Origin of the sequence: Paenibacillus marchantiophytorum, from assembly GCF_014640555.1 — a bacterium.
Taxonomy (GTDB): Bacteria; Bacillota; Bacilli; order Paenibacillales; family NBRC-103111; genus Paenibacillus_E; species Paenibacillus_E marchantiophytorum.
The window spans coordinates 32,953-45,889 of the sequence record NZ_BMHE01000052.1; the positions used below are offsets into that span (position 1 = coordinate 32,953).

Sequence of the window (12,937 nt, forward strand, 5' to 3'; positions counted from 1 at the left end):
CTTTTATAAATTAGCGGTTCAAGTGCTGTAAATAGCCTGAAATATCCACGTTCAACCCTGCCGCAAGGCTTTCCCCCAGCTTCGCATCCGCCCGATAGAAATTGCAGATCGCCAGCAGCTTCGATTTCTCATGCACCGAGGATAAGTCACCGACCAAATTGGAAATGAAATTCGCCTGCTCCTGCTCGCTGAAGCTGCGGAAGGTGTCGCCGGCTTGGGCGAAATCATTCGTTTTGGCAATTTTTTGCCGGGTTGCGCTGCCGTGAAGGGGAGTGCTGCTGTCGCGATACTCGGGCGCTTCCTTAGGCTCATCCGCATGACGAGTCGGCTCATAATTGATACTACCGGCCTGGGGCTTCATTTGCATAGCGCCGTCCCGTTGGTTATTTTGCACAGTTGCGTAGGGACAGTTTACTGGAATTTGCAAGTAATTCGCGCCCAGACGGTGCCTTTGTGTGTCGGGATAGGAGAACAGCCGTCCTTGCAGCAACTTATCTTCCGATGGCTCGATTCCGGCAACCAACACACTAGGTGCAAATGCCGCCTGCTCTACATCGGCAAAAAAGTTCTGCGGATTGCGGTTCAACGTCATCGTCCCTACCTTGTGCAGCGGAATCACATCTTCCGGCCAAACCTTCGTTGGGTCCAGCGGATCGAAATCATAAGCATCCAGATCCTCCGGCTGCAGCAATTGCACATGCAGATCCCATTTCGGGAAACTGCCGCGCGCGATGGCGTCATACAAATCTCTCGTTGCGTGGCTGAAATCCTCACCCTGAACAGCGGCGGCTTCTGCCTTGCTCAAATTGCGCACGCCTTGATGCGGCTTCCAGTGATATTTCACATACACATAGTTGCCAACGGAGTTAATCCATTTGAATGCGTGGACACCAAAGCCATTCATCTCTCGGTAGTTCGCGGGCGTACCATAATCCGAGAATACCCATGTCAGCATATGCGTAGATTCCGGTGTCAGTGACATGAAATCCCAATAGCGATCAGGCGTCTGAACGTTCGTGTCCGGCGCAGGCTTCAACGAATGAACCATATCAGGAAATTTCATTGCATCGCGGATAAAAAACACAGGCAAATTGTTGCCGACCAAATCATAATTGCCTTCTTCCGTATAAAACTTCACCGCAAAACCACGCGGATCACGCGCTGTCTCCGGTGAGCTTTGACCGTGGATCACGGTCGAGAAGCGAACGAACACCGGCGTTTCTTTGCCCGCTTCGCCAAGAAAGCCAGCTTTCGTATAGCGTTTCATCGCATTTTCAACCGTAAATGTTCCAAACGCCCCCGCTCCACGCGCATGCACCACACGCTCCGGAATACGCTCCCGATCGAAATGAGCAATCTTCTCTAGAAGATGGTAATCCTCCAAAAGCGTAGGGCCATTCTGGCCAGCCGTCCGTGAATTTTGATTATCGCCTACTGGTGCGCCTTGATTCGTCGTTAAGTGATTATGAGTCATTTGCATTCTCCTTTGTAGGTTGAATTTGTAATAGTAATTTCTTATTTATAATTATTATAATATAGTATTTATTTTATTCTAAGTGATAATGGTTGTCAATAACTAAACATGTACGAGGGGCTATCCGCGGCTCGTTGTTCCTTGCTAGCCACCCTTTAAACAAGAAAACCCTAGCCTGCGGCTAGGTCTTCAAGTCCATGCACCTTCGCAAGCCTCCTTACGAACTCAATAACCTTTATTCGGCCAATATCGCTCATTCTAAAAATCTAATGAATTCCAGAGGCGCTATTTCAAGAAATTGATACCCATTGGGCCAATAAAGTACTCGATAACGCCAATCCAGTTCATTAAATCTCCAAAGTAGCCATTTTCTCGTCTATAAGCATCCTACAGTTCATTAAATGCCTTTGAGACCGAAAACCTCCAAAGCAAAGAGGTCTGCGGTGGACGTCAACTAAAAAGGGGGGTACCCCTTAAATCCATCAAAAAAACTTATACTTTGAAAAAGACCGCCCTTTGGAGGGACGGCCTTGTGACTACTTCGTCAATTTATCTTTTAATTTTTGAACTTCATCTTTAGATAAACCCGTGGCCTCGATTACCTTAGCTACGTCCATGCCTACGCCGAGCAAGTTCTTGGCTATTTCGATTTTGCTCTTATGCATTCCTTCTTCCATACCTATTTGCATACCTTTTTGCATGCCTTCTTCCCTAGCCCCATCAATCATCGAAGCCTCATCATGCAGCGCTTTTTGCCGCATTTCATAAAGTCTTCTGGCCTCTTCATTCTGGCTCAGAAATTCAAGCGTATCCATTGCCTTTTGCAAAGCCGGTTCGTTCATCGAAATCTCCTCCCATACTTCTGGTTTATCCACACCTTTTAAGAACAACAGCCATTTGACCAATTTATCCGAGAACCTGACCTTCTGCTCTTCTAGTTTGGGAAGCTCCATGAAATGGATCTCGATATGGTCGGTCAGTACGAGTCCCATATGATCTTCCCTCAAATGAAACAAATTATAATAACGGTCGTTAGGAATAAATTTGAAGTTTAAAATGTTAATGGTGATTGTCTTTTTGAGCTCCTTATATTTTTGTCCTTCTTCTAGTTGGCTGGCATACATTTTGCTCCAATAATACAAGGTCCGCTTCTCAATGTCATAACGGTTAAACAATTGAATTTCAATATTCACTTGTTTCCCGTCTGCCGTGCGGGCATGTATGTCCAGGATGGACTGTTTATCGTGCAAAGCATTTTTATCGATGTAGGGGTTCAGAATGTGAATATCGGTCAATGGATGCGGTTCGCTTTCCCTTAACGTTACATTCAAAAAATCGAGCAGTACGTCTTTATTCTCCTCCACTCCGAAAATACGCTTAAATACAAAATCGACTTTCGGGTCAAGTCTATCGAACATAGCGTCAGCTCCATTCCTTTATACTTCTAATTATACCATCCTCGACTTGATTGAGACATAAGAATCAAAAAAGACCGTCCTGTGAAAGAACGATCGATCTTTTGACTACTGCATCAATTCTTCTTTTATACTTTGAACTTCATCTTTAGTTAAACCAGTGGCCTCTATTACCTTAGCTACGTCCATGCCTATGCCGAGCAAGTTCTTGGCTATTTCGATTTTGCTCTTATGCATACCTTCTTCAATACCTACTTGCATACCTTTTTGCATACCTTCTTCCATGCCTATTTGCATGCCTACTTGCATACCTTTTTGCATTCCCTCTTCCCTAGCCCCATCAATCATCGAGGCCTCATCATGCAGCGCTTTTTGCCGCATTTCATAAAGTCTTCGAGCCTCTTCATTCTGGCTCAAAAATTCAAGCGTATCCATCGCCTTTTGCAAAGCCGGTTCGTTCATCGAAATCTCCTCCCATACTTCTGGTTTATCCACACCTTTTAAGAACAACAGCCATTTGACCAATTTATCCGAGAACCTGACCTTCTGCTCTTCTAGTTTGGGAAGCTCCATGAAATGGATCTCAATATGGTCAGTCAGAACGAGTCCCATATGGTCTTCCCTCAAATGAAACAAATTATAATAACGATCGTTAGGAATAAATTTGAAGTTTAAAATGTTAATGGTGATTGTCTTTTTGAGCTCTTTATATTTTTGTCCTTCTTCTAGTTGGCTGGCATACATTTTGCTCCAATAATACAAGGTCCGCTTCTCAATGTCGTAACGGTTAAACAATTGAATTTCAATATTCACTTGTTTCCCGTCTGCCGTGCGGGCATGTATGTCCAGAATGGACTGTTTATCGTGCAAAGCATTTTTGTCGATGTAGGGATTCAGAATGTGAATGTCGGTCAATGGACGCGGCTCGCTTTCCCTTAACGTTACATTCAAAAAATCGAGCAGTACGTCTTTATTCTCTTCCACTCCGAAAATACGCTTAAATACAAAATCGACTTTCGGGTCAAGTCTATCGAACATAGCGTCAGCTCCATTCCTTTTCCTTACTATTATACCATGATCAATGGGGTTGAGACATCAGCGCATTCGCAGTTAACTCCATTCAAATAAAAAAGCTCACGTTACCGTCCTTATTCAGGAACAATAACGTGAGCTTCTATTTCGGAAGGAAATCTCCATACGCAACTTCTCTAAATTTTTCTTTCCAAGGCTCGACCGCTTGCAGCTTTGCGTAAATCTCCTCCGCTTTCTGTAGACACACGGATTGCACAACACGCGAGTATTCCAAACAGCCGGAGTCATGAATCATTTGAATGAAAGCTTCTTTGTCGTGAAGAAGAGTATCTGCGGTAATTTTGCCTGCGTAGTAGTCTTTTAGTGGGCCAAAGGCTTCATCTTCGACCGAGAGCAGGTATAGAATGGGCAGTGTGCGCTTTTTGCAGTACAAATCATTCTTCACATCATATCGCACGAGGTCTCGCATATCATTCTGGATCTGATGGATGAGTCCTATGCAGTCCGCCAGCTCATGAAGCTGTTCAATCGTTTCCTCCGGACAATCCAGCGATAAATACCCCATGAAACAAGCCAATCGGAATAGAGAGCCTGATTTTTCTTGCGTCATGATCAGATAGTCATCCACTGACACAGACGCGTTGATTATATCTTTGTGCTGCCCATTGATGGATCGCGCGATAATTCGAGTAATCTCTACAAGCACTCTCCCGTGGACCTGCAAATGTCCCAATTCGCCAACCACGCCCATGAGCATTGCTAGAATGGCATTCAGCGTAGAGGCTTGGGGGGACTGCATCCATGGCTTGTCTGCTTGATCTTGATCCTGTAGATCGTCGACGATATCTGATATCAAAACAAATATTTCAGTTATTGCGGCAAATTTATAAATGTCAGGAGAAGCCCCCCCTAACATGAAATGCGCACACAATGTGATACTTACCCACGTATCCTTATCCTTCTCTTTGTCCTTCATAAAGGTTTTAAATAATTTATTTAAATCCTCCACATAGACAAAGTCATCCATCATATTACTCATGTGGCGGTTTACGTCCTGGTGCAATTTCTTTCCCCCTGGTGACTACGAGTAATATTTACTTTTTATAAACTTCTCAAGAGCTTCAGTCCTAGATTTCACACCTAATTTATCATAAATCTTTCGTAGATAGTTATCGACCGTTCTCTTACTCATAAAGATTTGGTCAGCAATTTGATCATGGGTAGCTCCTTTTACCAACATGTTCATCATGAGAATCTCTTCTTCTACCAACGCAAAGCTTTCCTGAACTGCTATTTCTGTTAATTGCATTTGATGAAAGAACGATAAAGGTAGCATCGTGTGCCCATCTAAAATACAGTTCACCATATTTTTTATCGTTCGCTCACTTGATTCCTTTGATAAAACGCCACTTACTTTAATTTCAATCAGTTTATTAAATATCCCACTCAATTCGATCCCTGTGAAAATAACAACATGAATATTTGGATAGTTACGTTTAATTATAGTAGCAATCTCTATACCGGATTGATCCGGTAACTGATAATCAAGAAAAACCAGTACAGGTTGATAGCGCTCCACATGTTCCAGGCATTGCTTTCCGTTTCCAACAACACCAACGACCTCAATGTGTTCGATTTGCTCCAGTAATGCTTTGGTTGCTCGAGCAAACAAGGGATGATCATCCACAACAAGGGTTCTCACAATCTCACTCATGCAGGAATGACCTCCTCAATGGGAATTCTAATTTTAAATATCGTTCCATTTCCCTGTTGTGTCAGAAAATCCATCTGCCCACCCAGATGCAAGACTCTGCTACGCATTTGTTCAATACCCATCCCTGAGGCCCCTATCTCTAATTCTGGCCCCTTGTTATCATTAAATCCAACCCCATTATCTTCATAATTCATATAAAAGAAATGATTAGTATCATCCATTTTAATGGTAACTCTTGTAGCTTGGGAATGCTTCTTCGCATTATTCAGTAATTCTTGCACAATTCGAAAAATATGGCGTTTGGTAGGAAGATCCTTGCTTTCAATAAAGGAAGAGGAGCCGACTTCAAAAATAAGTTCGAATGGCGTCGAATAAGCTTCCTTTTCAATATACATTTTAAGGGTTTTTATTAAACCAACTTCTTTTAATAAATGAGGATTCAACTCGAAACAACTCTGGCGTAAACTGGCATTAATCATATCTACAAAGTTATTCATACTACTTAACTGCTCCTGATCTGACTTGTGTAAAGTGGACTTATCCGCTAGCGTAGACAGCCTTCTTTTGAGAAAGAAAAGATCTTGCATAGTTGTATCATGTAGATCAGTTGCAATTCGTATCCGTTCTTCTTCCTGCAGTTCAAACATCACTTTCCTAAACCATTGAATATCTTGAGCAGTAGCTTCATGAGGAAGCTGACTAGCAAATCGCTGTAAATTGACGGTTAATTTACGTATCAAATGAACATTTTCCAAACTAACTTCAAGATAGGAGGTAATAAGCTGCAGCCACTGTTTCTCCTCCTTCGCAATAAGTGTATTCGTCTTTTTACGTGCCATGATTAAATAGCCGGTATACGCTTCATGTCCCATCATTTCAATACAGGTATAGCTAGGGTGTTCAAGTAAAGTTGACGAATTAACCAATTTTTCGATTTCTAACGTATCAATTTCACCATGGTAAATAACTTCTGTATCGTCCTTATGCCGAAAAACAATAGCTCCTCCGAGCACTTGAAGTGTATTGACAATATCAACGAGTATAATTTCTTTTAATTCTCGCAAGTTAGAGATGGAACCTAAATTTTTCGAAATTTTCTTAAGAGCAGATTGTAGAATAAATTTCCTTGGGAACAGGAATGGCTCCAGACGGGTTGTCCAATATTCGGCTGCGTAGAGCATTGTTGATACTAAAATAAGAGAACCCACAAATATAAATAGAATCTGTTTCTGATTAACTTCTTGGCTGAATAAAAAAACGTAGATGCCTGTAAATAGAATAACTGGAACAACCGATACGACCCCCGCGAATAAAAAACGTCGAATAACTAAACCGATGTCATATAGTTGATTAGATGCAATTAAGTATGCAAAAGATACAGGAAAAAATAAAATAATTAGACTAGAATATAACGGGTCAATAATCCAATAACCTATAATTAATCGCGGAAGAAAAGAAAGGCAGATTATTGGTGTGAATGAAAGCATTAGTGAGAACCATATAATCTTTACAATACTTGATGTATACGAATTTTCTTTTCTAACTCTGATGTACAGCATAGTTAAAAGAATCATATTAAGCAAAATAGCAATTACAAAAAAAACCATAGTGACTATACCATCATATTGATATATATCTTTTAATGAAGGAACGAAGTATATAATTTTGATACCTAACGAAAGTATGACTATACCATATAAATATTTAAAAGCTCGATTTGGTAGCTTAATATTACTTTTTTCATTAAAAAAGACCACAAAAAAGTGCAGAAAAATAATAGGTAACAGCATCATTGAACTAGTAATCAATAATTTTCCAAGCGCATCTCCACGCATTGAAGCTCCTAGGCTCATAAAAATTATTGCAGAGCTTAAGAAAACAGTTGAAAGCAATTTTGCTGAAGGTGAATGACTAACTTTTGAAACAAGCAATATTGCCATAAAAAGACAAATTATTTCCTCTAATAAAGGAATCATATCAAACATGGTGGTATTATTCATTTTTAACTGTATCTCGTACTCATGTTCATTTCTAGAGATTATTATAGTACGTGCCTGCTCAATAACCTTAAAATTCATGGCAATATTAGAATCTCTCGGCTCCTTACCATCAATTTTTTTGATAATATCTCCGATTTGAACATCTAACTTAGTGCCGTTTTGCTCCAAACTATGTATAGTCCATTTATTTTCATCGTTCAATTCAAGAGATATGCCGTTGTAAGGAAAGTTAAAAGTAATATAGGAACACCAAATTTGTAAGCAAGCGAAAATCATTACGCATACACCAATTAAGTATTTATTTTTAATTTTAATCTTCATCTCCTCCAAGTTTGATTAATTTGCTATAATCCTATTGTAGTTTATTAATGTCGAAAGGAGCGATACCTATGTCAATAATCCAATTAAATGAAAAATTGATGGATTCAGTCCATTCAATAAAGCGCTTCAATTTATACGAAAATACATTCCATTCTGCAACTGTTGCTTCACAATTATCTAGAGAAGAGTCCGAAGCCCTTATAAAAACTTTTAGTACAACCGCATCTGGTAGAGAAAAAGAATCAAAAGAAAAATTAGACTACTGGGCATAGTCTCATTCTACCAAATAAAAAAGGATTGTATAACTAGCCAAAGGCTAATTATATAATCCTTTTTTATTGTTGAGGCACTATTTCGATTTTTACATACATTGATTATCATGAGTTATGCACTTCGTCGTAACACCTTGTCTGGGGTTCAGATTTAACCCAAAGAAGCATTGCACAATGAGGTGGCCAGAACAATTGAATAAGACTTACAAAGCGTTGTACTTCTATGACAAAAGCAACATAAACTAGCTCTAACGAGTAAAGAAAAGTTCGCGGATCATTTCGCTGTGGGTTTCTGCAGGAAAAAGCAGCTCAAAATGAGCATGATAATGCGTCTCAGATTCGAACTTAAATAATTTGTTACAAAATGGCTTTCTAATTAATTAGTTACTACAGATCCACACGAGTCACTTTGACGTAAATCTTCGTTGTTTCCAGACTATCGTGACCAATAATTTGCGCCAAACGGTGCAACGGGGTGTTTGCTGCCATGACGTACCCGAACCGGTGACGTAGATCGTGGGCGCTCAATCCTTCTAGCCGGGCCAATTTCATGTATTTTTGAATCACATGGCGTAAAGCTCGTTCAGTTAATCGATCACCGGTTTTCTCCGATGGAAACAGATACGGACTATCCGAAGGAAGAACTGCCAGATATTTCTCTAAAGCAGCTCTGCACGTAACGTTCAAAGGTACTTCCCGCTGTTTATTCCGTATTCCGGATCGAACCGTAAGCTGACCGCTGCGTTTACCGAATTGAATATCTCCGGGAGCCAGATCGCATACTTCCATTGTTCGTAAGCCGGTATGAAACATCACAATAAGAATCGTCTGATCCCGAAGGGAACCACCGCGCTCAGCCGCAGCGATCAATGCAGTTTCTTCTTTGTCTGTCATCTGCCTAGGACTTATCTTTTCTTCCTGAACCAATTTAATCGGCTTCGATGGGTCGCGGCGAATTCTGGATTCCGACACAGCCCACTCGAAAAAACGTTTCAGGGTTATAAGCCGTCGATTAATGGTCGCCGGTTTCAATTCCATTACTTTTTGCGAGGCTTCCCGATATCGTGTTAATGTTGAAGTACCCACATCTTCAATTCGAAATATAACCTCTTCCTCTTGGTGGTCGGCTGTCTCAAACCAACCTATAAAAAGTTTCAAGTCGCTTGCGTATTCCTTTAGTGTCTTGGGACTCAAATCTTCGTGGGTGGTAAGAGCGTGAATGAAGTCCTGAATGATCTGCTCGCCCTGTTCCGAAATCCCCGGTGTCTCTCTCATTAAACAAAGCCTCCAAATATTGACTTACATTAGCGGACATGATATTATTATCATAACCGAAACATTAGCGGTCATCAAGTACGCATTCTGAACAACACCGTAGCCTTATTAAGCGGCGGCTTTAAGAAGCTGGTTTTGAAAACAGCTTTCGATTTTCTCCGATTATTTGTTCGAGCGTTCAGTTGGTGATATCAGAAGTAACGGAATATATAACTTATTTCATGGAAAACAACTGATTTATATGAGGAGAATGGGAATGAATATAAGATGTTTTTTTTATCGTTTAATTTATTATTAGTGTTCCTTTTGATTGTTGGTTGTAACGCAAACAACAATACTTTTATTGAAGGGACAATACTGGATACTAAGGATAATAAAGTGCTATTCGCTGAGAAGATAGATTTAGATACAGGTATTTCGATTGAAGATATTTTATCTCATTACCAAAGTTACAATGTTTACTGGCTTTCCAACATAAAATCAACTTCTTTTAAGAAAGGAGATAAATTACGTGTTTGGCTAAAGGGAGATATTGGTACTTCCTACCCTTTAATTGCTGCTGTAAAAAAAGCAGAAAAAATCAAATAATTAAACATAAAAAATTACCCCCGAACTTATGCAGCTAGGGGATAATTTTTTATGTTTAATTTAGTATCGGTGTGGGATTTCCTATATTTTGAAGTGCATAACCCATCTGTGAAAAGACAGCTTCTCCAGAAGCATTCATTTTTGCGGATTGTATGCCTTTTATAGTTCTCCAAGTGAAGACAGGACCACCACTATCGCCACCATTAACAGTATAATTTGCTCTTACTTGCTTTGTAAAAGTATATCCATCAAAAGTAACTGAAGCATTTATAGAGGTTACATAACCGCAGACATATCCTGATGTTGCTGAAGATTGACATACATAATCACCGACAGTATTAGTGTTAACTGGTTGAACATCTGTAAAATAATTAGCTTGGGTGGAGCTTAAATACACGTACTTTGTAGCATCCGAAGACGAAATTTTTATTGTTCCCACATCCGCGTAGCCTGTATTCCACGTAGCCCCGTAGCCTATATACTGACTGCCTTGAGTCCAACTAGAGCTTCCGCCCCACAAGCAATGTCCTGCAGTAACTAAATAATAATTAAAACTACTATCACGGACAGCAATGTTAGAGGTACAATAGCTAGAAGAGTTTTTCACAATATGTAATCCAGATTCCAAGTAACCATTATAAGTAGTACGAGTTGGTTCAACTTTTTCCTCAATAACGACTACTGCTTCTCCAAACATGTCCAGTAATGTTTTTTCTACATTATTTTTCTTAGAATCAACACCAATCTCGACACGATTTGTATAAGTGTTTGTATTTATAGAATTAATAGACACCCCAAGTTTGGCTAGTTCCTCTTTCCTTTTTAAAATTAAATCATGCAATTCATCTAATTTTTTCATGCTATATTTTACCTCAATGAAGGTAGTTCCTTCTGGTAATTGTACGTCTTTAACCACATTATTAATTTTTGTATTAAGGCTTGTACGTTCTTTGGTTACCCCTATTTTTAGTATCCCTCCTTATGGTCAATATAAATGCCTCCAAAATCTTCAGAATCTAAATGTCGTTCAAGGATTTTTTTTATATTCGGTACTTCTTCTTGAATTTTAATCCGCCTTTCAACTTCTTTAGCTTCAGCAGGTGTTAATGCTATCCCATGATTTTTAATATATTCTTTTGCGGCTTGATCTGATGTGACATTTTTCACATAATTAGTATCCTTATTGAAGCCCATTTTTTCTCTGTAATTAATACTCCGTGCTAGTTCTTCGTCACTATTATTCTGGGGCAAAGCAGCTAAAGCAGTCGATGTAACTAATGAAGTAAAAAGAAGAAATAAAATAAGAACTACTGATAAAAATTTCGATTTCATAAATAACCTCCTAAAATTTAATTTTACAATCTAATTATTCAATTAATTCCACTAAATCCCTTTTATTTTAAATTTTTTTTTATCTGAGAGAATTTCATAATTCAAAAGCCTTACCATGCATGCGTTTTTAAGACGCAAAAAAGGGAGTACATCCCCAAATCTTGAAGTATTTAGTGCCACTACCACACTTTCCCTGCAAGAATTATTAGAAATGTCACCCAGGGATATGTACACCCCGGTGTTTGAGACTCTGGACATCATGCCTTTCCTGAAAGTGGTATACAAAAAGAGCTTAATTGGATAACCGACACAGCTTAATTATGCTGCAATGTTAGCTTCTTTGTTCGTTCGCATCATGGAGCGAATTCCAACAATGAAAGATCTCATCAAAAGATTAACCCGAAGCATCGAAGGAAAAGACAAGTATTTTCGCCCTACCTGCAAAGAAGGAAAGAAGCTACAGATACGATAGTTTCGTTCCTAAGTATGAAACGCTCAAGTACACGTCACCAAAGGAATGTGGGAGCTGTCCATATAACGATGGAGAATACCAGAAAATACACAAAGTAAAAGTCCGAATCTGATATTCGTAATTACACAGTTCCAGCTCGCGGATGCGATTGTTACTACGAGTTATACAAAAAACGAACAGCTGTTGAGCGTGCAAACACGTCTTAAGGAGTATTTTCAGCTCAACAATATCCATCATCGAGGAAAACTAGCAAGCATTGACTTTCAGTTATCTTGTTTAGTTTATACAGCATGCAAATTAACAGCAGACCGTGTTAGAAAGAGCCAATTCAACAAGGCTGCAGCTTAGTTTTTTTGAAAAATAGACCGTAAATTTCGGATAGCACAAGCTTCATACAAAAGCATTATGAAATTGATTCAATTAGTTATAATAAAAGTGCTGGGAGTGAAGTTAATGAAGAAATTTCTTATTGGTTTTATTGTCAGAGGTGCCTTAGCTACAACATCGGCTGTTTTTGCATCTGATATAATTCAAGTGTACTTATTTCCTGTGAAATTTGTATATAATGGAACCAAAATACCCGTAAACACTGAAAAATATCCCATATTAAACCATAATGGGCACGCGTATGTACCCGTCCGTTTCGTGGGAGAAACTATTGGGAAAATAGTGAAATATTAAAATGAAACGAAAAGTATTTTAATTGAAGATACTAATTTAAGTAAAAAACTGACTATAGATAAGGATTTTCTTTCTTTTTCATCAGAAGGTAAGATAACAGGCATTGAATTTGGTATTGGAGCATCAAAGAATGATGTAATTCGAAAATGGATGGTACCTAAATTATAATGCTGGTGATTATCAGGTTATTTTCAATGCCGACAGTGAGAACGGTTATATAAGGTCACTTACACTGAAAAAAACTACGACAGCACAATTAACTAGCAGGTATTTCCAATCTTTTGTCGAAGGTGTAGAGGTCAGAATTTATTCTAGGAGATGACCTTCATGCTTGAGAAAAATAGATTGGGTGCTGCACCCA

Annotated in this window: 11 protein-coding genes and 1 pseudogene; 3 read left to right on the forward strand and 9 right to left on the reverse strand. The window is 39.3% G+C overall.

What is annotated here, in order from left to right; all coding sequences use genetic code 11:
* Positions 1–10 precede the first annotated feature (10 nt).
* The 6 genes from IEY34_RS30420 to IEY34_RS30445 form a co-directional block, all read right to left on the reverse strand.
* Positions 11–1,474 carry a catalase gene (locus IEY34_RS30420; RefSeq protein ID WP_189019137.1) on the reverse strand — a complete coding sequence of 488 codons (1,464 nt, stop codon included), beginning with the start codon at positions 1,472–1,474 and terminating at the stop codon, positions 11–13.
* A 536-nt stretch (positions 1,475–2,010) separates the two neighbouring features.
* The gene (locus tag IEY34_RS30425; RefSeq protein WP_189019138.1) at positions 2,011–2,892 is read right to left on the reverse strand and encodes an Rpn family recombination-promoting nuclease/putative transposase; all 882 of its coding nucleotides are present in this window, start codon (positions 2,890–2,892) and stop codon (positions 2,011–2,013) included.
* 105 nt (positions 2,893–2,997) lie between these two features.
* Positions 2,998–3,927 carry an Rpn family recombination-promoting nuclease/putative transposase gene (locus IEY34_RS30430; protein WP_189019140.1) on the reverse strand — a complete coding sequence of 310 codons (930 nt, stop codon included), beginning with the start codon at positions 3,925–3,927 and terminating at the stop codon, positions 2,998–3,000.
* Positions 3,928–4,063: 136 nt separating this feature from the next.
* Positions 4,064–4,960: a polyprenyl synthetase family protein gene (locus IEY34_RS30435; protein ID WP_189019142.1), complete on the reverse strand. Its 897-nt coding sequence runs from the start codon at positions 4,958–4,960 to the stop codon at positions 4,064–4,066.
* A 42-nt stretch (positions 4,961–5,002) separates the two neighbouring features.
* Positions 5,003–5,635: a response regulator transcription factor gene (locus tag IEY34_RS30440; protein WP_189019145.1), complete on the reverse strand. Its 633-nt coding sequence runs from the start codon at positions 5,633–5,635 to the stop codon at positions 5,003–5,005.
* Positions 5,632–7,956: a sensor histidine kinase gene (locus IEY34_RS30445; RefSeq protein ID WP_189019146.1), complete on the reverse strand. Its 2,325-nt coding sequence runs from the start codon at positions 7,954–7,956 to the stop codon at positions 5,632–5,634. Before IEY34_RS30445 ends, IEY34_RS30440 begins: the two co-directional genes overlap by 4 nt.
* 68 nt (positions 7,957–8,024) lie before the next feature.
* Between IEY34_RS30445 and IEY34_RS30450 the strand changes: the two genes are divergently transcribed.
* Positions 8,025–8,228, forward strand: a complete 204-nt coding sequence (locus tag IEY34_RS30450; RefSeq protein ID WP_189019148.1) for a hypothetical protein — start codon at positions 8,025–8,027, stop codon at positions 8,226–8,228.
* A 387-nt stretch (positions 8,229–8,615) separates the two neighbouring features.
* On the opposite strand, the gene IEY34_RS30455 is transcribed toward IEY34_RS30450, so the two are convergent.
* Positions 8,616–9,503 carry a tyrosine-type recombinase/integrase gene (locus IEY34_RS30455; RefSeq protein ID WP_189019150.1) on the reverse strand — a complete coding sequence of 296 codons (888 nt, stop codon included), beginning with the start codon at positions 9,501–9,503 and terminating at the stop codon, positions 8,616–8,618.
* 267 nt (positions 9,504–9,770) lie between these two features.
* Between IEY34_RS30455 and IEY34_RS30460 the strand changes: the two genes are divergently transcribed.
* On the forward strand, positions 9,771–10,091 hold the full coding sequence (locus IEY34_RS30460; protein WP_189019152.1) for a DUF3221 domain-containing protein: 321 nt from the start codon (positions 9,771–9,773) through the stop codon (positions 10,089–10,091).
* A 55-nt stretch (positions 10,092–10,146) separates the two neighbouring features.
* Here IEY34_RS30460 and IEY34_RS30465 read toward each other — a convergent pair whose 3' ends face one another.
* Together IEY34_RS30465 and IEY34_RS30470 are read right to left on the reverse strand one after the other, a co-directional pair.
* Positions 10,147–10,950: a S1 family peptidase gene (locus IEY34_RS30465; protein ID WP_189019154.1), complete on the reverse strand. Its 804-nt coding sequence runs from the start codon at positions 10,948–10,950 to the stop codon at positions 10,147–10,149.
* A 107-nt stretch (positions 10,951–11,057) separates the two neighbouring features.
* Positions 11,058–11,423, reverse strand: a complete 366-nt coding sequence (locus IEY34_RS30470; protein WP_189019156.1) for a hypothetical protein — start codon at positions 11,421–11,423, stop codon at positions 11,058–11,060.
* Between the two features lie 379 nt (positions 11,424–11,802).
* On the opposite strand from IEY34_RS30470, the pseudogene IEY34_RS37050 reads away from it, so the two are divergent.
* Positions 11,803–12,243 (forward strand): annotated as a pseudogene (locus IEY34_RS37050) (IS5/IS1182 family transposase); the annotation flags it as partial.
* Positions 12,244–12,937: the final 694 nt, after the last annotated feature.

Bases quoted from the DNA above. Each gene is read 5' to 3' on its own strand.
- IEY34_RS30470 (WP_189019156.1), bottom strand. From the start codon at position 11,423: ATGAAATCGAAATTTTTATCAGTAGTTCTTATTTTATTTCTTCTTTTT.
- IEY34_RS30440 (WP_189019145.1), bottom strand. From the start codon at position 5,635: ATGAGTGAGATTGTGAGAACCCTTGTTGTGGATGATCATCCCTTGTTT.
- IEY34_RS30445 (WP_189019146.1), bottom strand. From the start codon at position 7,956: ATGAAGATTAAAATTAAAAATAAATACTTAATTGGTGTATGCGTAATG.
- IEY34_RS30450 (WP_189019148.1), top strand. From the start codon at position 8,025: ATGTCAATAATCCAATTAAATGAAAAATTGATGGATTCAGTCCATTCA.
- IEY34_RS30465 (WP_189019154.1), bottom strand. From the start codon at position 10,950: ATGAAAAAATTAGATGAATTGCATGATTTAATTTTAAAAAGGAAAGAG.
- IEY34_RS30455 (WP_189019150.1), bottom strand. From the start codon at position 9,503: ATGAGAGAGACACCGGGGATTTCGGAACAGGGCGAGCAGATCATTCAG.
- IEY34_RS30460 (WP_189019152.1), top strand. From the start codon at position 9,771: ATGTTTTTTTTATCGTTTAATTTATTATTAGTGTTCCTTTTGATTGTT.
- IEY34_RS30425 (WP_189019138.1), bottom strand. From the start codon at position 2,892: ATGTTCGATAGACTTGACCCGAAAGTCGATTTTGTATTTAAGCGTATT.
- IEY34_RS30420 (WP_189019137.1), bottom strand. From the start codon at position 1,474: ATGACTCATAATCACTTAACGACGAATCAAGGCGCACCAGTAGGCGAT.
- IEY34_RS30435 (WP_189019142.1), bottom strand. From the start codon at position 4,960: ATGAGTAATATGATGGATGACTTTGTCTATGTGGAGGATTTAAATAAA.
- IEY34_RS30430 (WP_189019140.1), bottom strand. From the start codon at position 3,927: ATGTTCGATAGACTTGACCCGAAAGTCGATTTTGTATTTAAGCGTATT.